Raw genomic sequence first — 20,662 nt, 5'->3', positions numbered from 1 at the left:
TCGCAATATTATTGTGACAATACGGAGGCTATAAAATGAGCTCAGCTAAAGACGACTTTTTGGATTCAATTGACCCATTAGAGAGAAGTAATTTGCTAAAGATTATGAAAGATACCTTTGAAAAGCTTGATCGAGAATTCATCGATGAGTTAGCAGAAATAGAAGGCTTTTTTTATGAGGAAGATGAAGATGATATCAATTTTGAAAGCCATAAGAATTCAATGCTATTAGAATATATTAACAAGTGCGAGGTGCCTGAAGAGATTGATCCTGAAGAAAGTGTGTTTGATTTATCACGCAAAATTGTCCATTTTATTTTTAGAAACGGCATCATTGAAGATATGCATGCTGGTAAATATGGGTATGATGAGTTCTTGAAGATTCCTGAAAATACACCTCCAGAAGTCATTAGCCAGCTGTCTGATAATGATATGATGGCTTTAAATAAGTACATGATGGACCGAGTAGGGTATATTTTGCACTTATTACAAAATGCGGAGTACAGTAAGCTTCATTATATATTGGATAAAGAAAAATATCACGGTGATGACTGGGATCGTCCGGAAATAGAAAAAATAGAAAAGGAGACAGAGGACTTATTTTTAATTGAGTTTTCTCGTCATCAGTAATACTTAAAATTCTATGTTGTATGTACTAAATTTTATTAATTAGTGGAACTCCTTTCGTACGTAATCGGTTGACCAGACCTGATATTACTGTATGATAGGAGTATTTTTTTGTCTGTCCATAGCTAAAAGTCTTAGACACCATACATAGGGTATTTTCGTTTCAAAAAATGTCCAAACGTTGTTGTAAAAACGTTTGGACATTTTTTAATATTTGGCATTTTTAATTTATCATACAGTTTCCATAAATGAGGGGTAATCAAAGAATGACATTTCAATATAACAGACAAAATTCTCGAAGTTAACAGAAAAAATAGTAAAAATTATAAAAAGTGATTGACATAATTATATAAAAATTGCGATAATTTGTGTAACCGTTTACATTACAATTATAGACAAAAAAGGGAGATAAAATGGCGAATATTAAGGATGTCGCACGTTTGGCAGGTGTTTCAGTCGCGACAGTTTCAAGATATTTAAATCAAAAAGGTTATTTAAGCGAAAAATCTAAAAAGAAAATAGAAATTGCGATAGGCGAGTTAAACTACAAACCCAATTTAATCGCGCGTTCCTTATCAACAAAGCAAGATAGCTCAATTGGTCTGTTATTGCCGGATATTACAAATCCGTTCTTTCCAGAGTTAGCACGTGCAATTGAAGACGTAAGTATGGCTAAAGGCTACTCAATCATTTTGTGTAATACAGATGATAGCGTAGAAAAGGAAATCAATTATCTCCAGCTCTTAAAACAGAAATATGTAGCAGGTTTGATCATTACGATGAACCATTTACCAAATTCCGTTTATATGGATTTGGATATTCCGATTGTTGGTTTAGATCGAGTGGAAAATTTACCGTTTCCGATTATTACAACAGACAATGAACTTGGTGGTGAAATGGCAGCTAAGCATTTAATTGATAGGGGTAGTAAAAATATTTTAGTGCTGAGTGGTCCAACAGCTGAGGAATCGGTTGCACGTCGTGTTAATGGCTTTAGGCAATATTGCGAAAAATTTGAAGGTGTAACTCTTTCACTACAAGCATCGCATTTTAATTATAGAAAATCATATGTGGTTATTATTGATTTTTTAAAAAAGAATCCCACAATCGATGGTATTTTTGCTTGTAGTGATACGGATGGAATTGCAGCGATTAAAGCTGCTACAGCATTAGGCTATGCCATTCCGGAAGACATTCAAATTATGGGTTTTGATGGTGTTTCGATTGGTGAGCTAACATCTCCTAGTTTAACATCTGTTGCGCAAAATATTTATTTACTTGGCAGTTTAGCAGCCGAGCAATTAATTGCTCAAATTGAAGGACAGGAAGTTGCAAAGGAACTAATTAAGATTTCACCTGAATTAATTATACGTGACTCTACGAGAAAGGAGTAACTCATGATAACAGTACTTGGCAGTATTAATATGGATTTGGCAGTTGTCGCAGATAGCTTTCCAGAGCAAGGTGAAACGGTGCTCGGTAATGAATTTGCAACGATTCCAGGTGGCAAAGGAGCCAATCAGGCAATTGCCTGTGCAAAGCTTGGAAGTAATGTTCATTTTATCGGCTGTCTCGGACGAGATCGCTTTGGGGAACAGCTAGTTTCAAATTTACAAAGTCATCGAGTTAATACAGCCGGGATTCAATTCGTAGATGCTTCTACAGGGATTGCGAATATCTTAATCCATAACAATGATAACCGAATTATTGTTATTCCGGGGGCAAATGCCAAGGTGACAAAGCAGCAAATAGATGAGCACTGGCACTTGATTGAAAAAAGTAAGATTGTCATTATGCAGCTGGAAATTTCTAAAGATGTGGTAGCATATGCTATTCAAAAGTGTAGTGAGGCAAAAATTGACGTTCTATTAAATCCAGCACCAGCACAGCATTTTTCATTAGAGTGGATGGAATCAGTCACATATATAACACCAAATGAATCCGAGTGTCAGCAAATTTTCCAACGGCCATATGAGCAGGTTGTTGCCGAATATCCCAATAAAGTGATTGTTACATTAGGTGATAAAGGTGCGTGCTATCACGATGGTAAAAACCTTGTTGTAGTAAATGGTTATCATACAGAAGTTGTTGATACGACAGGTGCAGGCGATACGTTCAATGGTGCTTTAGCACATGCACTTACACAAAATTACACATTAACCGATGCTGTGTATTTGGCAAATATTGCGGCATCACTTTCTGTAGAAAAATTTGGTGCTCAAGGTGGTATGCCAACATTTGATCAAGTACAGCAACGTTTGAATAAATAATACGATTTTTTTATACCACAACATGTAAACGATTACATATGTAATTTCGAAGGAGGCAAATGCAGTTGAAGAAACAACTAAACATTCTTTCGCCATGTGGCATGCTAGGTTATGGGTTTCCACAAGAGAGCTTTGAGCGAGCATTTGAATATGAGATTGACGGTATTGTTGTTGACGCCGGATCAACAGATGCGGGCCCTCATAAATTAGGTGCAAATGTATCCATTGTTAGTCGAATGGCTTTAAAAAAGGATTTAAAAGCAATGATTGCAAAAGGGCTTGAACATAAAATTCCAGTTATTATTGGTTCGGCCGGTGGTGCAGGGGCAAAAAGCCATGTTGAACAAACAATTGAGGTTATTCGAGAAATATTACAAGAAATGAATGAGCATGCCAAACTAGGGATTATTTGGGCTGATTTTTCTCAGCAGGAAATTATTGAAGCGCTGAATGAAAATCGTATTTCACCACTATCAGAAAACATACCAGCGTTAACAATAGAAAAGATTGAACAAACCCATACAATTGTTGCTCAAATGGGTCATGAGCCATTTGTGCAGGCGCTTGAAAGTGGATGCAATATTATCATTGGTGGTCGAAGCTATGACCCCTCTCCCTTTGCTGCGCTAGGAATTTTTCATGGTATGGACGCTGGACTCTCATATCATTTAGGGAAAATTTTAGAATGTGGGGCGCTTTGTGCAACACCTGGTACAACGAAGGATTGTATTTTAGGAACGATTACCGAAGACAGTTTCCAAGTACGTGCATTAAACCCAATTCGCACATGTAGTCCGACAAGCGTGGCTGCGCATACATTTTATGAAAAAGAGCATCCATTTATTTTACACGGACCAGGTTTTACATTGAATTTAGAAAATTGTACGTTTACCGATATTGGTGATGGTGTTGTTGAAGTGAAAAATAGTCAATTTATTAAAGATGATACGTATCGCATTAAACTTGAGGGCGCACGGAAAGTAGCTTATCGCACGTTTGTGTTAGCAGGTATTCGCGATCCGTTATTACTGGAGCAAATCGATGAAGTCGAGCAAGAGGTATTACACCAAGTAGCACTTTATTTTTCAGAAATTCCAAAAAGCGCCTACCAAGTGAACTTTTATCATTATGGGCACAATGCAGTGCTTGGCGAACAAGAACCCGAAATATTTACTGGACACGAAATGGGCGTCATGTTTGAAGTGTTAGCAGATACACAAGATTTAGCGAATGCAATCTGTGCCAATGTACGCTCTACGTATTTACACTATGGATATCCAAACCGAAAATCCTCTGCGGGTAATTTAGCTTTTCCATTCGCTCCAAGTGATGTTGAGTTTGGTCCAGTATATGAGTTTTCAATTTATCACCTCATGGATATTAATGATAATCCGTTTCGCTTTGAATTGATGGAGGTGTAACACATGAAATTATATGAAAAAGCAAAAATACTTCGTAGTAAAAACTCAGGGCCATTTGAGGTAACACTCGATATCTTATTTGAAAACGAGCAAGATTATTTGGATGTAAAAAATGGTAACAAAATAACGGAAAAAGTTATTGCGAGGATCTATAAATTAGAGTTAAAAGACATACATCACTTCGTCTTCTTCGATCAAGCACTAGGAATTAAGATTACTATTGCGCGCAAAATTTCTTCTGGTAGTCCAGGTGATCGAGATGTTTACGGTGCACAGCAGCACGCACCATTAATGAATATAGAAGTCTAATCGCATTCGAAGGGAGGGCATTCGAACATGAGTTCATTGAAACGTATACGAAAAGACTATGTTTTATATTTAATGCTTTTACCCGGTCTAATTTATTTTACGGTTTTTCATATTATTCCAATCTTTAATATGAAGCTCGCATTTCAAGATTACAAGATTATTGGAGATAATACATGGGTGGGGCTCAAGCATTTTGAAACATTATTCAGTTCACCCGCTTTTAAAGACGTTTTGTTAAATACAATTATCATTAGTACGATGAAGATTATATTTATTTTTCCGATTCCAATTCTTTTATCGTTGCTAATTAATGAATTGCGCTTTGGACAATATAGAAAATTTATACAATCTGTATCTTACTTACCGCACTTTTTGTCTTGGGTAGTAATTGCAGGGATATGGATTACGTTACTTAATCCGGTAGATGGCGGTATTAATACAATTCGAAACTTCTTTCATTTACCGTCGCTTGATTTTATGACGAGTAAGGAGCATATCCGCTGGGTGCTTGTGTTTTCAGAGATGTGGCGTAGTGCCGGCTGGGATACAATTTTATACATTGCAGCGATTTTGAAAATTAACCCGGCGCTTTATGAAGCGGCAAAAATGGATGGTGCAAGCATGTGGCAGCAAATGCGATACGTTACACTACCCGCGATGATTAGTACAGTTATCACTGTATTTATTTTAAATTTAGGTTTCTTCATGAATGCAGGTTTTGACCAAGTGTTTAACTTAATGAATGATTCCGTATTAAGTGTTATTGATATTTTAGATACGTATGTTTACCGTATTGGTTTATTGAATGGTCAGTATGCTTACGCCACAGCAGCCAGCCTATTTAAAGGTGTTATCGGCTTAGTTTTAATTCTGGGCACGCATTTCTTATCAAAGAAATTAACAGGCAAAGGCGTCTGGTAAAGGGGGATTAACTATGAAGCGATTTTCAATATCGAAATCGATCATTCAATTTGTGCTATTTCTTTTCGCATTAGCCATTATAATCCCGCTGCTAAATATTTTAGCGATGTCTTTATCAGAGCCTTCGCGTGTAAATGAATTATCAGGATTAGGGATTATACCGAAAGGCTTTACATTTATAAACTACGAGATCATTTTATCGAACCCGTTAATAGTTCGAAGCTTATTAAACTCGTTGTTCATTACAATAGTAGGGACTTGTATTAATTTACTCTTAACGGCGTTAACGGCATATGTTCTTGCACGTACAGAATTTATTGGGAAAAAAGTGGTCTTATTTCTATTAATCGGCATTATGGTATTCGAGCCATCTATGATTACAGAATATTTATTAATGAAAGATATTGGCCTGTTAAATAGCTATGGCTCTGTAATTTTGTATAAGGCGATTAATGTTTACTACTTATTTATCTTAATGCGCTTCTTCCAAGAGATTCCGGACAGTATTATTGAAGCGGCGCGTATTGATGGCGCGGGGCATTTCCGCATTTTCACGACAATTGTATTGCCACTTTCGAAGCCAGCACTTGCAACTATGGCACTGTTTTATGGAGTGTATCACTGGAATGAATATTTCCGAGCAACCATTTATATTACAGATCCGAACAAATGGCCTCTTCAAGTAGTTTTACGCCAATTTGTCGTATCACAAGATAACCAAACGATGCTTAAAGGTGTCGAAGGGATGACACCAGAATTACTGGCATCGCTCGATTTTGGTTCATTGCAATCTTCAACCATTATCGTGGCGATTATTCCAATGTTATTACTTTATCCGCTTATTCTTAAGTATTTCACAAAGGGAACAATGGATGGCGGAGTTAAAGAATAAAAAAATATTAAGGGGGCATTTTACATGAAAAAATGGAGTGTTTTATTCTTAAGTCTACTTCTAGTGTTAGTTTTGGCAGCATGTAGTGACAATGAAGAAGCAACGACAGAAGCAGTAGTAGATGACGAAGGTAACACAGTAATTAAAGTTGTATTTAAAGATGATGGTCCATCAAATCCAGAGGCTGTAAAGTATTATGATGCATTAGCAGAAGCACTTAAAAAAGACAAAGATTTAAACGTGAAATTTGAACTAGTTGAAGTAGCACAGGGTAGCTATGCAGAAGCGTTAAATCTACTACTATACAGTGGTGAAATTCCTGATTTAATTTACTTCCAAGGTGGCGATGAGCAAATCGCAGCACAAGGATTATTAGAAGATTTAACTCCTTACATTGAAAAGTCGGAGCATATTAAAAATGTTTTACAACCACATAACAAAGCACGATTAGAAAACTATCCGTATTTATTATGGATTAAAAACCTTGATAACAAAGTACCTGTTGTGCGTACGGATTTCCTAGAGCAAACAGATGCAGGTAAAGCTTTACTACAAGAACCAACAGTAGACAATTACACAGCATTCTTTGAGGAATTAATGGCAAAAGGCTTAACTAAAAATGGTGTAACGGTTGCAGGGGATATTGCAGAGCTTGATTTCATCTTTAACAATGCATTTGGTGTAACGACTTCATGGATTGAACAAGATGGTAGCTATGTTTACAAAAAAGTAACTGATGGTGAAAAAGCGAAATTACAGTATTATAGCGAACTATACAAAAAGGGAATTTTAGATAATCAATATTTAACAAAAGCGTGGGATACAAAAGAAGATGCATTCTATAACAATGAAACAGCTGTTATTGTTGGAACAAACGGAAAAGTTGTAGATTTCTATAATAGCCGTCAAAAAGAAGTGAACGGTGATACGGCGGCATTAACGATATTACCTCCAGCAAAAGGTGAAGCACAAGGCTACGGTGCAACAAGTGTAACAAAAGAAACGCGTGGTTTAGCAATTTCTTCTCAATCGCCAAATAAAGAAATCGTATTTGAAATTTTAGATTACCTAGCTAGTCCAGCAGGTCTGAAATTTGATTCTCTAGGCTATGAGGGCGTTACTTACAATATGAATGGTGACACAGCGGAATTAACACCAGATTACTACGCAAATTGGTTTGCACGATACTGGGAGCCAGTTGATGCTGATTACGGTATGAAAATTAGTGAATCAACACCATTATTAAGTGCACCAGCGCAAGCTTCTCAAACAGCGGTAGGTGAGTACTACCAACAAGATAATAACTTTACAATTCCGGAAGATCAGATTTCAAACTGGGATGCAATGGAAAACATATATAAAGAATATGCAGCAGATATTATTACTGGAAAAAAATCAATCGATGCATTTGACGAGTTCGTAACAAAGTGGAATGAAGCGGGTGGCGAACAATTGACTCAATATGCAAATGAAACGATTAAATAGGAGCCAATTATGACGAACTTTTATGAACGTGTAAAAGGCGTCCTACTTTCTACAGCACTGGGCGATGCGCTCGGTGCTCCTGTAGAAAAGTTAAATCGCCGACAAATAAGTGAACAATATGGTTATGTAACTGAATTATCAACAAAATGGTATAAAGAAGATTTAGGTGCAGACGTAAACTTAGGAAGACATCGCGGCAATGGAACAGTGACGGATGATACGTTAATGACACTAGCATTATGTCGAGTATATGAAACGGAACAACGCCATTTAGATGCCTATGATTTAGCTAATGAATTTGTTAAGGAAATAGCTTTTCGCCCAACATTTATTCCAGAGTTCAAACGTGAGGCACTTATTATAGACCGTTTATTTTATCCAGAAAAACATATTTTTTTACGTCATGTGTTAGCGAATTGTGAGCCACGTGAGGGAGGCTACGGTAATATGGTGAATTGTGGTGCAGCGATGTATATAGCACCAATCGGTATTGTCAATGCGGGAAATCCTCTTGGAGCATATAATGAAGCGGTTTTATTTGCGAGCGGTCACCAAGTGAGCTATGGCTTAGAGGCAGCCGGTGTATTAGCGGCCTGTGTTGCAAAAGCTTTTGAGCCAAATGTAACGGTAGAAGCCATTTTACAAACAGCCCTTAAGCATGCTAAGGACGGCACAAAGATGGCAATCGAAGCGGCATTAAATTGTGTAGATACATTAAGTAAAGACACTCATTCGTATGATGAAATTGTTGCCGTGTTACATGAAGCGATTGCACCATATTCACCAATGGGAGATGACGTGCATCGTAAACTGGAGAAAGTTGGACTTCCATCAAATCATTACACGCCAAGCCGATTGTTTTCGATTGAAGAATTACCGTTAGCATTAGCATTTATTAAATTGAATAAAGGTTCTTTTTATGAGTCTATTTATGATGGTATAAACTCAGGTCGAGATACTGATTCCATAGGTGTGATGGCTGGAGTAATTTTAGGTGCGATGTATGGCGAATCCGTTATTAATGAAGAAGACGTAAAATTATTAAGTGAAACAAATCGCATTGATTTTGATGATGCAGCATTACGCTTTTCAAACATAGCCAAAGCCATTATCCGAGAAGATATCGAAACAGCTTTAAATAGGCAACAAATTATATAAATAAAATTTGGAGGTATCTTTCATGATCCCGACTAACTATGTAGACAAGGTTTACGCAAGTATTTTAGCAATGAATGCGGGTATTCGCTTAGGAGCACCTGTTGAACCGACGGAGTGGACACCAGAAGTCATTGCCGATGTATTTGGGGATATTCGTAATTATGTCAAAGACTATACAGTGTTTTCCGCGGACGATGATGCGAATGGTCCCATCTTTTTTTTACGTGCATTTTTAGATTATGCAAAAGATAATCAGCTTCAGCCAGAGCACATGGAGAAAACGTGGTTAAATTATATGCGTGAAGGGCTTGGAATGATTTGGTGGGGCGGTGACCAAATTAGTACGGAGCATACTGCTTATTTGAATTTGCGTAGAGGGATCAAAGCGCCGAAATCAGGCTCCATTGAAGTCAATGGTAAACTGCTAGCGGAGCAAATCGGTGGTCAAATTTTTATCGATTTCTTTGGTTTGCTATTTCCAAACAATCCCGAGAAGGCAGCGGATTTTGCTGAAATAACAGCATCTGTTTCACATGACGGGGAAGGTTTATATGGTGCACGATTTATTGCGGCTTGTATTGCCTCTGCTTTCACGGAAAAACCGATGCGAGCTATTATTGCAGATGGTTTAAATGAAATTCCGTCAGAAAGTACATATACAAAGGTAGTGGAGGCTGTTCTCGACTTCCATAAAGAACATCCGGATGATTTTTACGCCTGCCGTGAATATTTAGAAAACAACTGGGGCTACGATAAATACGGAGGTATTTGTCATATTATACCGAATGCAGGAGTTTGTGTTTTAGCACTGCTTTATGGACAAGGCGATGTTAGCCGCACGATTGAAATAGCGACGATGTGTGGGTGGGATACAGATTGCAATGCAGGAAATGTAGGTTCCATTGTGGGCGTACTGAATGGTTTGCAAGGGATTGCGGATCATTATCGGAAGCCTATTAATGATGCTATTGTCACTTCAAGTGTATCTGGCTATTTAAACATCGTTGATTTACCTACACTTACTAAACAAGTGGCGCTTATCGGCTATCGTTTAAATGATGAGGTAGCCCCGGAAGCTCTTGTTCAAAGCTACAAAGAAACGGATATCTATTTGGATTTTACACTTCCAGGCTCAACGCATGGCTTTAAAACTAACTATCCATTTAAAACATTTTTACGTCATAGCAGTGAGGGCTATCGAACAGCAGGTTCATTAGAAATCTTTTTAGATCGTATGTATGAAGGTGATGAAAGTACATTGTATTATCAATCCTTTTATCGTCGCAAGCAATTTATGGATGAAAAATATGCACCGACGTTTTCACCGACAGCCTATAGTGGCCAAACCGTATCAATGTATGTCAAAATCGATCAATATCAGGGAGAACCGGTTATTGCGACACCATATATTAAAACGACGACAACCGAACAAAAGATTTTTACTTCAACACCTATTGAACTGATAAGTGAATGGCAACAAATCGAATTTGTAATACCTGATACAAATGGAGAATTTATCGAAGAGGTTGGGATTCACCTTTACAGTAATTCAGACAAAACGTGTCGAGCATTTGGTAAGGTCTATGTAGATGAATTCCATATTACAGGTACGCCAAGCTATTCAATTGATTTTAATAAGCAATCAATTGAATTCCGTTCCGTAACAGGCTTTGCACATCATCGTGGGCAGTGGTCTTTACAGGATAATCAACTTGTCATGACAAGTGAAACTGACGCCTCAAGCTATACAGGACATTATTATTTAAAAAATGCAGATGTTAAATTAATGATGAAGCCTCTAGCAGGTCACAGCCATCATCTAATTTTACGTGCACAAGGCATTGAACGATATTACCGTTTAGGTTTTGAAAATACTAACGAGCTAGCAATTGTTGTCAAAGATCATTCGGATGTGCATGTACTTGCTAATACGCCTTTTACGTTAGAGTTAGGGCGTCAATATACTGTCGAAGCATCCGCAGTTGGAAACAAATTAACGCTAGCAATTGATGGGACTGTTTATTTAGAAGTAGAAGATGACCGTTTTGCAACGGGAATGGTCGGGGTAGGAACAGCAACTGGTGGAAGCTGTGAATATGGAACAATACATGTGAATTCGTAGTTAAAAGATTGTGTTAGCTATAAAGTTAGCACAATCTTTTTTTATATAATTGTTGGAAAGATCTTCATAAAATATGGGAGTTAGAAAACTTTAAATTGTCCAGTCTTTATATTGGGATCATCCAGAAATAGATACCATAGAGAAGGATACAGAAGACTTATTGTTAATTGAGTTTTCTCATCAAAAAAATATCGATAATTAAGTTTAGGTACATCTTGTTTTATCAGGATGTGCTTTTTTGCTTCATTCCACTGGTTATGGCATTCTAAAGGAAACGCCATTAGAGGGGGCTTTGTATATGATTTTAAAAAGAGGCGTAACGGGCTTTACTAAAGGGGATTTATCACTTGAACGGGATGGGGCAGCATGTACTGCTGAATTCAAAGGTTATTGCTATTCGTATATCGGGCAGTTAAAGGGGAGGATTTTGGCCTTTTATGACCCGGATATTGATGTTGGCTATGCTCATGCCCATGTGAAAATTGATGGGGAAGCATTCTATATTTTTTATAATGACCTATATGATTATGTAGCTTTCACAAGTAACTGTGAGATGGGGGGCTTAGAATTTATTGATCATCCATTATTGGCCAGCTTGTTTGAAAATCCTTATCAAGTATTAACCGTAGCGCAATTAACAGAGCCGTTAGCATTTCAAGCTAGTGGCAGTGGGAATCTTCTATTAAATGAAAATGACCTGAATGATGTGGAGCTTCATTTTATGAATCATTTTAGATCACAGACGGTAGGGGATTTAGTGTTTAATTATTGGGATTAGTATTTTCCTAGTTATTTAATAAATAAGGGAACGATTTACCGCTATTGCCGCTGATTGAAAAAATAACGTTAAAATAAGGGAAGAAAGTTCCGCTATTCCGTCCTAAAGGCATTATTTTCATGGTTTTTTACTGAATAACGGAAAACTGTTCCGTTATTTTCGCTGATTTAAGAAATATTTTTAAAATAACGGAAATTTGTTCCTTTAATTAACGAGCCTTCCAAATATGCAAAATGGAAGACTCATGTATTTGATATTATTCGTAATTAGATAAAACCTGATACTTTGTCTTTGGTCCGCTGCCGACCCGCATAATTTGTCCGCTTTGTATTAATTCCTCAAGAATTTTCCGCACTGTCGCTTTACTTTTTTTCAAATAATTTTCGAGGTCTCTTGCAGTAAATTCTTTACTTTGTGCTAGCCAGTTAGATAATGCTTCATTTTCATCAGTAGGCGTGAGTGAAATATATTTAGGAAGTGTTACGACGAAAGCATTCGGTCCAACCGTCCAGTACGGTTCCATTACACTGCCTTTATAGCTTTCTCTCATTCGTTGTAAGCCTGTGCCGTAACTTTCAATCCATTTTAATCGATACAAAACATTTGCAAGTTTTGGGTTGCGGCTTTGCGAGATGCCTAATTCAATATCTTCTAGCGTTAAGCCTTTCACGAGACCACCAACTGAAACAAGCTCCAGTCGATCCTGGAAGAGGTGGATGAGGATGCTTCCGCTAAAACTATAATCACGGTGTGTGAATGCGTTTATGAGTGCTTCACGTAATGCGTAGCTGGGATAGGTTTCAGTTTCAATCCTTTTAAGTCCTTCAAAATGGGCATGCTTTGCGTTATTGAGTGATAAATATTCATAGACAGCTTCCACTTGCTTTAAAATCGAGCCGCTAAATTCTTTTCGGTCTTGGAATTCTATTTTGTCATTACCTAAATAGCGTGCGCATTTTATCGTATGTTCACATTGATCGGAGAAAAGTAGACCTAAATTTGTATAATAGCCGTCTTCTGTGATTAGTCCGAGGGTGCGCATTTGTTCTGGACCGAATTTTAAGTTTTGTTCATCAAAAATTCTCTTCGCCTCAGTAAACGTCAATTCTTGTTGTAAGCTTCGCATTGTTTCAAAATTGGTACCGTCCGATTCAATAATCATTTGTCGGATATTTTCTTCGGAGGCATTTGTAACAGATGTTCCATAGCGAATAAAGACACCTGATGGTTTCATACCCTTTGCTTTTAAATGATAAGGACGACGAGTACCTCTCGCAACACTAATTTTTACAACGTTCTTACCTTCTAATTCAATAATTTCTAAAAAAGTATGCACTAAAATGTCTGGTTGGATACTATCGTGTAGCATACTCGAAACCGATTCGAGTACTTTATCTGCATTTTCTAGACCAATAATTGACCCATCATCATCAACGCCGATATAAAGCTCGCCACCTTGTGTATTTGCAAAAGCAATAATTTCCCGCTTAATAGCATCGGTTAATTCCCGCTTAAATTGTAAAGTCGGTGATTCTTTCATTTTCATTTCATTCACCTCTACCGATTATAGGTAAAAAATAATCGATTATAATCGATTAATCAATTGATAAGAATAATGCCTATTATAGAGTTATATGTAATAGCAGAATAAATGATACATTTATCATATGCTAATTAATAATAATATAAAATAGTGCATGCAGTTATTAGATAGCGTATTTGTTAAATTCAATCAGTGATCAAATGGTAGGCTTCTAAGTGTTTAATTATTGGGATTAATATTTTCAAAGTTATTTAATAAATAAGGGAAAGATTTACCGCTATTGCCGCTGATTTAAATAATAATGTGAAAATAAGGGAAGAAAGTTCCGCTATTCCGTCCTAGAGGCATTATTTTCATGGATTTTTACTGAATAACGGAAAACTGTTCCGCTATTTTTGCTGATTTAAGAAATAATGTTAAAATAACGGAAATTTGTTCCTTTAATTAACGAGCCTTCCAAATATACGAATTGGAAGACTCCTATTTAGTTTAATCAATCTAATTAACCAAACTCTTCTCCTTCACACTCTCCACAGCAACCTCCCCAACATAATAAGGAAATTTCTTAATGCGCTCCTTCAATATAAACATATAAATTTCCTCATCCGTTTCTTGATGGTAAATGCTTGTGTACTTGTGCTGGTTGTAAATGCTGTGCCACTTTGTTGGTTTAGTGCCGTAAATAGAGGCATGGAGCATTTGGGCATCATATGGTGTTTGGGCAAAGTATAGGGCGTACTGGGTAGGGGAAACGCTTGTTGCATACAGCTTGATGCGATTGATGCCGAGTACGTCGCGTTGATTCATTTCACGGATTTCGGCAATTTCCTCCTCAGTAAATGGGACTTCGTATATACGCGATGGGTCGTCTCCCTTTTGCAAATAGCCTTTCTTTAAAGCGAGGTAAATCCAGTAAGCACCGAAGTTTTCCTCGTATTTAATCATCTCAAGTAGCAGTGTATAAACGGTTTGTTTCTCCATTTCTATCGCTCCCTTGTCCAAATATGACCTGTTTTTTTGTTGTAATGGGCCATAGCTGTACCTGTTGGACCATTGCGGTTTTTGGCAACGATGAGCTCTAATGCATCGGGGGTATTGGTCTCTTCTCGTTCGTAATACGAGTTGCGGTACAGCAAAATAATGACGTCTGCATCCTGTTCGATGGAGCCCGAATCTCGTAAATCACTCATAAGAGGGCGCTTATTGCCACGGGATTCCACATTGCGGTTGAGTTGGGATAGACAAATGACCGGGCAGTTGAACTCCTTTGCCATTTGCTTTAAGGCGCGGCTAATTTTGCTCATGGCGATGGCTGCATATTCCTCATCACGGTCTGCCTGAATAATTTGCAAGTAATCGATTAAAATAATCGGTGTTTTGTTTTCATTTTGCCGAATAATACGGCGGGCTTGGCTGCGGATTTGCGGGATTGTTAAAGAGCTGCGATCATCAATTTCGATGCTCGATTTATTGACCCGTTCGAGTACTTGAATCCAGTTCTTTTTTTGTTCTTCTGAAAAGTATTGCTTCGGGTCGCGCATTTTTAACCGAGAGTATTGACCTGTTGTCGCAATGAGCCGATCGAGCAATATCGTTTTACTCATTTCCAATGAAAAGATAATCGGCAAATGTCCTTGCCAGCCTGCATAAAGGGCTAAATTGTTCATCACATCGGTTTTTCCCATGGAAGGGCGGGCTGCGATAATCGTCAGCTCGCCTGGTCGGAAACCATCGATTAGTAGCTCGAGGTCCTTAATATGGGGGATAATGAGTCCGGGTGTATGCACTTCCTCCCACGGTCGATTATCCATTGCGACTAAAGTTTGCGTGATCGTTGTATCTGTCCGATTTCCTTCGAGCTGTGTATGATCAAGGCGCTCAATAATTTGCGGAATCGCCCAATCACCTTCAGCTGCCTGAAATAAAATTTGGCCTTTTTGCCGCTCGCGCCATATTTCCCGCAACAGTAGGACATAATCGTCGAACTTTTCGGCATTAGCAAACCTCATAAGCTCCGTCACATAGGAAATCCCAATCGCTTCAATCTGTTCAAACCGTGCACTTAGTGTTAAGTAGTCTACTGGATGTCCTTCATTTGCGAGTTGCTGCATGAGTGCAAAAAGCTGTCGGTGGTATTGGCCGTAAAACATGTCCGGCTTGAGCTGACTATCGAGTATTAAATAATTTTCCTCGAGCATCGTTGCTAAAATGCTTTGCTCTAAAAATTCCTTTTTAATCATTCATAATCACCTTCATCAAAATCAAGTACGACAGGTGCCGGGACGTAATCATTATCCTGCATTCTTGCGAGGGCATTATTTAAATAGCTTTCAAAATTACCCGAACGGAATAATGTCATCGGCCTTAAGTATTTATACATTTGCGGGTCGTGCATCCAATTTCTCACTTGCTCATCAATGACTAAATAGCAGTCTTCCACCGTATAGCCTTCATTTAAAATCGCTTTGATGAGGCGGTTACTCGTTTTTGAATGTTCGTTAAAGTGCTTATTTGTCTTTTCGTTTAAATAGTGAATGATGGTTGCAATATCATTACTAGGGTCATTATTTGGTTTCATTTTTTTCTTTTCACGTAAGCTTGGCTCTTCTGGAAACAGCTCTTCCTGGGTATAAACTTTTTTCTGAAGCAGCTTATCAATTTTTTCATAATCGATTCGGTACCATTTCGAACGGTCGGTAACGAAACTGTTCAATTTGTTTGAGGAAAGGATCAGTTGATAGCGTTCTAATTTCGTTATGAGTCTTTTTACTTTCGTTATGTTCCAATAGGAGCATTGCTTTGCCCACCCTTCATACGTTTGGCGATACCAAATATGTCCTTCCTTCTCTACACCGTTCTTTTCTAATCGATAATGCAGCAGCTGCAGGAATAATGCCTCCTCAACACCGATTCGAACTGCCAAACTGTGTGATACAAGTAATTGTTTATCGTTCACTAATACTTTCATGTTCCAACCTCCCAATTTTGAAATACTGTCTTGCCTTATATATGGCATCCATAATCAAAAAAAGGGACATGAAACTGAAAATAATTTTTTGGGGAGATCCGAATGGGAGTTGCCCTAAAGAAAAAAACATGCAGTTGCGTGTTAACGCAACAATATATATTTATAAAAATAATTAAAAAAATAATTAAATCTTTTTGAGCAGACTTTTTTGAGCACATGATGATGGGATTTTATTGAGTCGTTCATGAGGGGATTAGAACGGGTCGATGGAAGGGAGCGATTTGGTCTTGGAAATAAGGGGAAAAGCGGGTCAAAAAATGCTCGAAAAAACAGAAGAAATTCTATTTTAGAATAATAAAAAGGGGTTTGTTTTATTAATATAATTTATCATTACAGAAAAATATGTACGGATATTTGGGGAAATTAAATCTTAATTTTTTCAAGATGTACTTTTTTGTAATCAAGATTTAATGTGCATTGAGAATTTGGAAGTTACGAATAGGGTATAGAGAGTAGGTATAGTAGCTTCAATGGTTGTGAGAATTTACTCGTTAAAAATCTTTACCCTAATAATTACGGAGAGGAGCTGGTAGCATGTTCTCAATAACATTAGACAGTTTTATTCGAATTATCACTGTTGGCATTCTTGCTTATGTCGGTCTAGTCTTCTTTCTGCTGACTTCTGGGAAACGGTCATTAACCCAATTAAATGCTTTCGATTTAGTGGTAACGGTAGCACTTGGTTCTATACTCTCGACAATTTTATTGAATAAAAATGTGAGCTTGCTAGAGGGACTGTTAGCATTTGTCCTGATGATTTTATTGCAATTCTTATTGACATTCACATCTGTACGTTGGAAAAAATTTAATAAAATCATTAAGTCCGAGCCGAGCTTGCTCTATTTGAATGGCTCATTTCTTAGAGAAACGATGAAAAAAGAAAGAATTAGCGAGGGCGATATACTGCAGTCTGTAAGGAATGATGGAATCGGAGACTTAAAGGAAGTTAAAGCGATTGTTCTTGAAAACGATGGCAGCTTATCAGTTATTAGCGGAGAACTGGGAAATACCTTGGCTAATGTAAAAATAACTAGAGAAAGCTAATGAACTTCATAGGAATTCAATGAGTGCCAAAATCCTTTATGATCAAGGATTTTGGCACATTTTTTTTATGGCCTATTGATAGATGATTTAATTACTCTGCTTTTAAATTTTTTTGGTTTTTCAATCCCCAATTACATAACTGTTTCAAAGTCGGTATAGTAAAATCAACAGAATACTTGAAAAAATATTTTAAAATATTTTGTAACGAAATTGAGGGTCGTGGTATTAATACTACGAACAACAGGAAAGTGAGGGCAGTTATGAACAAGTTAGAGGAACAATATGAACAAATTCATCCAAAACTCTATGCGTTTTTTTTATCCAAAACAGGAAATCGGATGACTGCTCAAGATCTTTGCCACGATACCTTTTACGAGGCTTGTAAAAGCATTGGCTCCTTTAATGGACAATCCACTTTGTCGACATGGATTTTCTCGATTGCGGGGAATTTATTGAAAAAATATTATCGGAAAAATAAGTATCAGCAAAGCTTAATGCAAAAGCTGTCAGCGATTCCGGAAACTGAAATGCTATCAATAGAAGAGTTAGCAGAACTCAATGAAGATACAAGAATACTTTTACATCATATTTCAAAACTAGATGATGCTTCGAGGGAAATTGTATTGCTACGCATATATGGAGAACTGAGCTTTGCAGAAATTGGTGACTTAATTGGTAAGTCAGAGAACTATGCGCGGGTAACGTTTCACCGGATGAAATTAAAGATTCAAAAATTAATGGAGGTGACTTTATGAACAAGGAATGTCCGGTTACACAAGATCTTTTACCTTTATACGAGGAAGATTTGCTTCAACCAGGGACAAACCAATTTGTCGAGGAGCACTTGAAAAGTTGCCAGGAGTGCCGCCACATTGCAGAACAATCTCAAATTCCTCTACCTGTTGAAGTAGAACATGGCGGTGGCTCTAAAAAAATGATGCGGAAAATTACGCTGAAGTTAACAACGATCCAGATATTCTTTGTTGCGATTGCCTTTATATTGGCGATGGGGACGACCGTGATGAATAACAATAGTGGATTTATATTTATCCTGACCTATGCCTTACTGGGCGCGGTTACCTATTTATTTTACCGCTCCATTCTTATTGCCGTTCTGCTAGCGGGGATACCGAATTTTGTATGGAACTGTCTGTTGTATATGACGGATTGGTTCGGTGAATTTTATGGCGGAAACTTTTGGGAAGCTTTTTCTATCGCACTCACATCGGTGATTATCCATTTAATCATAACGTTTATCGGAATAGTGATCGGTTTTTGTATTCTTAAAATAAGAGAGGAAAATTAATATGAAAAAGAAAATACTATATAGCGTAATTGCTATTACATTGATTGGTGTCCTAGTGTACGCTTACATGCAAATGAGCGGAAATACAGTGCATAAACAAAGAGCAAAAGAGAGCTTAGAAACATTTTTGCAGGAAACTTATCCAGACATGGAATATGAGATTAAACATGTAGGATACGGTTGGACGGATGTGACGTATGAGTTTGAAGTGGTGAGAAAGGATTCGTTGGCAGTTGAAACTACCTATACGTTTTATGTTTCTGGTATGGAGCCTTATGAAGTTTTTAGTGATACCATTCGGGGAACCAACATAGACAAGTGAATCGTTTAAAGGAATAAAAAAATACCTATAAGAGTACACCTCAAAAGTTAGCGTTAAAAACTTATGAGGTGTTTTTATATTGTGAAATACAGTGGGAATTCGCGGTAACTCTCCTAAATTTATTTAAAATCCTTACCCGGCCCATTGTCCCACACCTGGAAAATTACTAAATATAATAATAGTTATAGATTACGCTCTTTAGACGATGGTTTGTTTGCTCTACTGTGAAGGTTCTTTCCTTTTGCGATGCCGCCCAGATTTTCATGTCTTCGTGTTCAGGATCTGTTGCATCACCTAATATTCTTAAATACTCATCAAATCCATATTCTCCACCTACATCTTCAGGCGGACGTTCGCCGTTTCCTTCTAAAAATACTACTTGTAATGAATGGGCTTGTACTTTTTTTTCTAGCGTAATGATATGCGTCCAGGAATCGCCGAAATCATACTGATACAAAACATCTGAGTGTGTTGAGAAGACATCATGTAACGACACAAAGCGCTCTTGTAAGATTCCTTCATTATCAAAATCGAAGAATTCCATTGTGTGTGGTTCATCATCCATCACAATTTTAAGCGGTTTGTTGTTAGTACGTTTGACGGTAAATTCATGTAAGTGATAGTTTTGCCAGTCAAAAACTGTTTGAATGATATTATGAAGATGCCTAAACGAGAAGCTGGAAGGTACGAGTACCCGTCGCCAAATGTGATGCCCCTCTATATCTAGTTGAATATTTAGTTGATAAAGCTCGATATCCAATACTTGTTCGGCTGCCTGATTTGCATCTAAGCCATTTAACATCGCTAAACTTTCTATCATTTTATTTCTTGGGTAAAATCCTTTCTTTGGTCCATCTAGTTGAATCATTCTACTTACTACGAGACTAATATATCGTTGAATTGTCGTATCTTTATCCAGATATTCTGACATCGCTTCAATGTCCCGCATGGTATTGTTCAGTTTTCCAACCATGCTTCTACTTGCAGTTTTAGAAAATGTAATGTCTCCATCCGAAGCTAAATAATCTTCAATAATGGCTTCTTTGATACCCTCCATTCGAAGAGCTACTCGAATCGCTTCTTGAATTACTGCGTTGATATTAGAAAGGTCTTTCTTTAATAGACGGTTAATAACGACTGGATATCTTGTTTCATTGTTCAGCAAAATCATGACTTTTCTTCTATGAATCGTTACTAGGTTAGCATGCCAGCCCATCAAACTTTTATGGAATTGCTCGTAGCCTTCTGGCGAAACTAAATCACTTTTTTTAATTTCTAGTTTGTCTAGTAATGCCTTTGTACATTGGATAATCATCGCGCTTCGTCCTTTCATTCCGTGAATAATTAGAATAAGCTCTCACATGGCTTATCAGTATTGTTTAAAGTATAAGTATTGATAGTAATCACTGCAATGTTTATATAAAAGTATTTGCATCT

General features: G+C 37.4%; 20 protein-coding genes. 15 read left to right on the top strand and 5 right to left on the bottom strand.

All coding sequences use genetic code 11. The features are described 5' to 3' along the window. Window positions 1-35 precede the first annotated feature (35 nt). The 11 genes from NYE67_RS16555 to NYE67_RS16505 all read left to right on the top strand — a co-directional run bounded on the left by NYE67_RS16555 (window position 36) and on the right by NYE67_RS16505 (window position 11,982). A complete protein-coding gene (locus NYE67_RS16555) occupies window positions 36-629 on the top strand; it encodes a hypothetical protein (RefSeq protein WP_340730590.1) in 594 nt (197 codons plus the stop codon). Between the two features lie 410 nt (window positions 630-1,039). Further along, the gene (locus NYE67_RS16550) at window positions 1,040-2,020 is read left to right on the top strand and encodes a LacI family DNA-binding transcriptional regulator (RefSeq protein WP_340730589.1); all 981 of its coding nucleotides are present in this window, start codon (window positions 1,040-1,042) and stop codon (window positions 2,018-2,020) included. 3 nt (window positions 2,021-2,023) lie between these two features. After that, on the top strand, window positions 2,024-2,896 hold the full coding sequence (gene rbsK, locus NYE67_RS16545) for a ribokinase (protein WP_340730588.1): 873 nt from the start codon (window positions 2,024-2,026) through the stop codon (window positions 2,894-2,896). A gap of 59 nt (window positions 2,897-2,955) precedes the next feature. Further along, complete coding sequence (locus NYE67_RS16540) at window positions 2,956-4,317, top strand: acyclic terpene utilization AtuA family protein (RefSeq protein ID WP_340730587.1); 1,362 nt, start codon at window positions 2,956-2,958, stop codon at window positions 4,315-4,317. A gap of 3 nt (window positions 4,318-4,320) precedes the next feature. Next, a complete protein-coding gene (locus tag NYE67_RS16535) occupies window positions 4,321-4,626 on the top strand; it encodes a DUF4387 domain-containing protein (RefSeq protein WP_340730586.1) in 306 nt (101 codons plus the stop codon). 27 nt (window positions 4,627-4,653) lie between these two features. Continuing rightward, window positions 4,654-5,547, top strand: coding sequence for an ABC transporter permease (locus tag NYE67_RS16530; protein WP_340726041.1), 894 nt, complete (start codon window positions 4,654-4,656; stop codon window positions 5,545-5,547). A 13-nt stretch (window positions 5,548-5,560) separates the two neighbouring features. Continuing rightward, entirely contained in the window at window positions 5,561-6,439 is an 879-nt protein-coding gene (locus NYE67_RS16525) for a carbohydrate ABC transporter permease (RefSeq protein ID WP_340726040.1), read from the top strand. 24 nt (window positions 6,440-6,463) lie between these two features. After that, complete coding sequence (locus NYE67_RS16520) at window positions 6,464-7,924, top strand: ABC transporter substrate-binding protein (RefSeq protein WP_340730585.1); 1,461 nt, start codon at window positions 6,464-6,466, stop codon at window positions 7,922-7,924. Between the two features lie 9 nt (window positions 7,925-7,933). Further along, a complete protein-coding gene (locus tag NYE67_RS16515) occupies window positions 7,934-9,082 on the top strand; it encodes an ADP-ribosylglycohydrolase family protein (RefSeq protein ID WP_340730584.1) in 1,149 nt (382 codons plus the stop codon). 22 nt (window positions 9,083-9,104) lie between these two features. Further along, window positions 9,105-11,204, top strand: a complete 2,100-nt coding sequence (locus NYE67_RS16510) for an ADP-ribosylglycohydrolase family protein (RefSeq protein WP_340730583.1) — start codon at window positions 9,105-9,107, stop codon at window positions 11,202-11,204. A gap of 298 nt (window positions 11,205-11,502) precedes the next feature. Beyond that, on the top strand, window positions 11,503-11,982 hold the full coding sequence (locus tag NYE67_RS16505; RefSeq protein ID WP_340730582.1) for a hypothetical protein: 480 nt from the start codon (window positions 11,503-11,505) through the stop codon (window positions 11,980-11,982). Window positions 11,983-12,238: 256 nt separating this feature from the next. On the opposite strand, the gene NYE67_RS16500 is transcribed toward NYE67_RS16505, so the two are convergent. The 4 genes from NYE67_RS16500 to NYE67_RS16485 all read right to left on the bottom strand — a co-directional run bounded on the left by NYE67_RS16500 (window position 12,239) and on the right by NYE67_RS16485 (window position 16,493). After that, a complete protein-coding gene (locus NYE67_RS16500; protein WP_339213934.1) occupies window positions 12,239-13,528 on the bottom strand; it encodes an RNA-binding domain-containing protein in 1,290 nt (429 codons plus the stop codon). A gap of 495 nt (window positions 13,529-14,023) precedes the next feature. After that, window positions 14,024-14,506: a hypothetical protein gene (locus NYE67_RS16495; RefSeq protein ID WP_340730581.1), complete on the bottom strand. Its 483-nt coding sequence runs from the start codon at window positions 14,504-14,506 to the stop codon at window positions 14,024-14,026. A gap of 2 nt (window positions 14,507-14,508) precedes the next feature. Next, window positions 14,509-15,765 (bottom strand): replicative DNA helicase, encoded by a 1,257-nt coding sequence (locus tag NYE67_RS16490; RefSeq protein ID WP_340730580.1) that lies wholly within the window; start codon window positions 15,763-15,765, stop codon window positions 14,509-14,511. Continuing rightward, the gene (locus NYE67_RS16485; protein WP_340730579.1) at window positions 15,762-16,493 is read right to left on the bottom strand and encodes a conserved phage C-terminal domain-containing protein; all 732 of its coding nucleotides are present in this window, start codon (window positions 16,491-16,493) and stop codon (window positions 15,762-15,764) included. Before NYE67_RS16485 ends, NYE67_RS16490 begins: the two co-directional genes overlap by 4 nt. Before the next feature lie 594 nt (window positions 16,494-17,087). Here NYE67_RS16485 and NYE67_RS16480 point away from each other — a divergent pair. The 4 genes from NYE67_RS16480 to NYE67_RS16465 all read left to right on the top strand — a co-directional run bounded on the left by NYE67_RS16480 (window position 17,088) and on the right by NYE67_RS16465 (window position 19,225). Beyond that, complete coding sequence (locus NYE67_RS16480) at window positions 17,088-17,597, top strand: DUF421 domain-containing protein (protein WP_340730578.1); 510 nt, start codon at window positions 17,088-17,090, stop codon at window positions 17,595-17,597. A 260-nt stretch (window positions 17,598-17,857) separates the two neighbouring features. After that, the gene (locus NYE67_RS16475; RefSeq protein WP_340730577.1) at window positions 17,858-18,352 is read left to right on the top strand and encodes an RNA polymerase sigma factor; all 495 of its coding nucleotides are present in this window, start codon (window positions 17,858-17,860) and stop codon (window positions 18,350-18,352) included. Further along, window positions 18,349-18,903: a zf-HC2 domain-containing protein gene (locus NYE67_RS16470; RefSeq protein WP_340730576.1), complete on the top strand. Its 555-nt coding sequence runs from the start codon at window positions 18,349-18,351 to the stop codon at window positions 18,901-18,903. Before NYE67_RS16475 ends, NYE67_RS16470 begins: the two co-directional genes overlap by 4 nt. A gap of 1 nt (window position 18,904) precedes the next feature. Further along, window positions 18,905-19,225 (top strand): YfjL-like protein, encoded by a 321-nt coding sequence (locus NYE67_RS16465; protein WP_340730575.1) that lies wholly within the window; start codon window positions 18,905-18,907, stop codon window positions 19,223-19,225. Between the two features lie 166 nt (window positions 19,226-19,391). Here the strand turns inward: NYE67_RS16465 and NYE67_RS16460 are convergent, their stop codons facing one another. Next, window positions 19,392-20,558 (bottom strand): plasmid pRiA4b ORF-3 family protein, encoded by a 1,167-nt coding sequence (locus tag NYE67_RS16460; RefSeq protein ID WP_340730574.1) that lies wholly within the window; start codon window positions 20,556-20,558, stop codon window positions 19,392-19,394. Window positions 20,559-20,662 lie beyond the last annotated feature (104 nt).

The sequence above is a fragment of the Solibacillus sp. FSL W8-0474 genome (assembly GCF_038004065.1).
Lineage (GTDB): Bacteria > Bacillota > Bacilli > Bacillales_A > Planococcaceae > Solibacillus > Solibacillus faecavium.
This window is presented reverse-complemented; position numbering and strand designations above follow the sequence as displayed.

What these genes read in the sequence shown, in the direction of transcription:
- NYE67_RS16505 (WP_340730582.1), top strand. Translation starts at nt 11,503, where the DNA reads ATGATTTTAAAAAGAGGCGTAACGGGCTTTACTAAAGGGGATTTATCA.
- NYE67_RS16550 (WP_340730589.1), top strand. Translation starts at nt 1,040, where the DNA reads ATGGCGAATATTAAGGATGTCGCACGTTTGGCAGGTGTTTCAGTCGCG.
- NYE67_RS16500 (WP_339213934.1), bottom strand. Translation starts at nt 13,528, where the DNA reads ATGAAAATGAAAGAATCACCGACTTTACAATTTAAGCGGGAATTAACC.
- NYE67_RS16525 (WP_340726040.1), top strand. Translation starts at nt 5,561, where the DNA reads ATGAAGCGATTTTCAATATCGAAATCGATCATTCAATTTGTGCTATTT.
- NYE67_RS16475 (WP_340730577.1), top strand. Translation starts at nt 17,858, where the DNA reads ATGAACAAGTTAGAGGAACAATATGAACAAATTCATCCAAAACTCTAT.
- NYE67_RS16520 (WP_340730585.1), top strand. Translation starts at nt 6,464, where the DNA reads ATGAAAAAATGGAGTGTTTTATTCTTAAGTCTACTTCTAGTGTTAGTT.
- NYE67_RS16495 (WP_340730581.1), bottom strand. Translation starts at nt 14,506, where the DNA reads ATGGAGAAACAAACCGTTTATACACTGCTACTTGAGATGATTAAATAC.
- rbsK (WP_340730588.1), top strand. Translation starts at nt 2,024, where the DNA reads ATGATAACAGTACTTGGCAGTATTAATATGGATTTGGCAGTTGTCGCA.
- NYE67_RS16530 (WP_340726041.1), top strand. Translation starts at nt 4,654, where the DNA reads ATGAGTTCATTGAAACGTATACGAAAAGACTATGTTTTATATTTAATG.
- NYE67_RS16490 (WP_340730580.1), bottom strand. Translation starts at nt 15,765, where the DNA reads ATGATTAAAAAGGAATTTTTAGAGCAAAGCATTTTAGCAACGATGCTC.
- NYE67_RS16485 (WP_340730579.1), bottom strand. Translation starts at nt 16,493, where the DNA reads ATGAAAGTATTAGTGAACGATAAACAATTACTTGTATCACACAGTTTG.
- NYE67_RS16470 (WP_340730576.1), top strand. Translation starts at nt 18,349, where the DNA reads ATGAACAAGGAATGTCCGGTTACACAAGATCTTTTACCTTTATACGAG.
- NYE67_RS16465 (WP_340730575.1), top strand. Translation starts at nt 18,905, where the DNA reads ATGAAAAAGAAAATACTATATAGCGTAATTGCTATTACATTGATTGGT.
- NYE67_RS16480 (WP_340730578.1), top strand. Translation starts at nt 17,088, where the DNA reads ATGTTCTCAATAACATTAGACAGTTTTATTCGAATTATCACTGTTGGC.
- NYE67_RS16515 (WP_340730584.1), top strand. Translation starts at nt 7,934, where the DNA reads ATGACGAACTTTTATGAACGTGTAAAAGGCGTCCTACTTTCTACAGCA.
- NYE67_RS16555 (WP_340730590.1), top strand. Translation starts at nt 36, where the DNA reads ATGAGCTCAGCTAAAGACGACTTTTTGGATTCAATTGACCCATTAGAG.
- NYE67_RS16510 (WP_340730583.1), top strand. Translation starts at nt 9,105, where the DNA reads ATGATCCCGACTAACTATGTAGACAAGGTTTACGCAAGTATTTTAGCA.
- NYE67_RS16535 (WP_340730586.1), top strand. Translation starts at nt 4,321, where the DNA reads ATGAAATTATATGAAAAAGCAAAAATACTTCGTAGTAAAAACTCAGGG.
- NYE67_RS16540 (WP_340730587.1), top strand. Translation starts at nt 2,956, where the DNA reads ATGCAGTTGAAGAAACAACTAAACATTCTTTCGCCATGTGGCATGCTA.
- NYE67_RS16460 (WP_340730574.1), bottom strand. Translation starts at nt 20,558, where the DNA reads ATGAAAGGACGAAGCGCGATGATTATCCAATGTACAAAGGCATTACTA.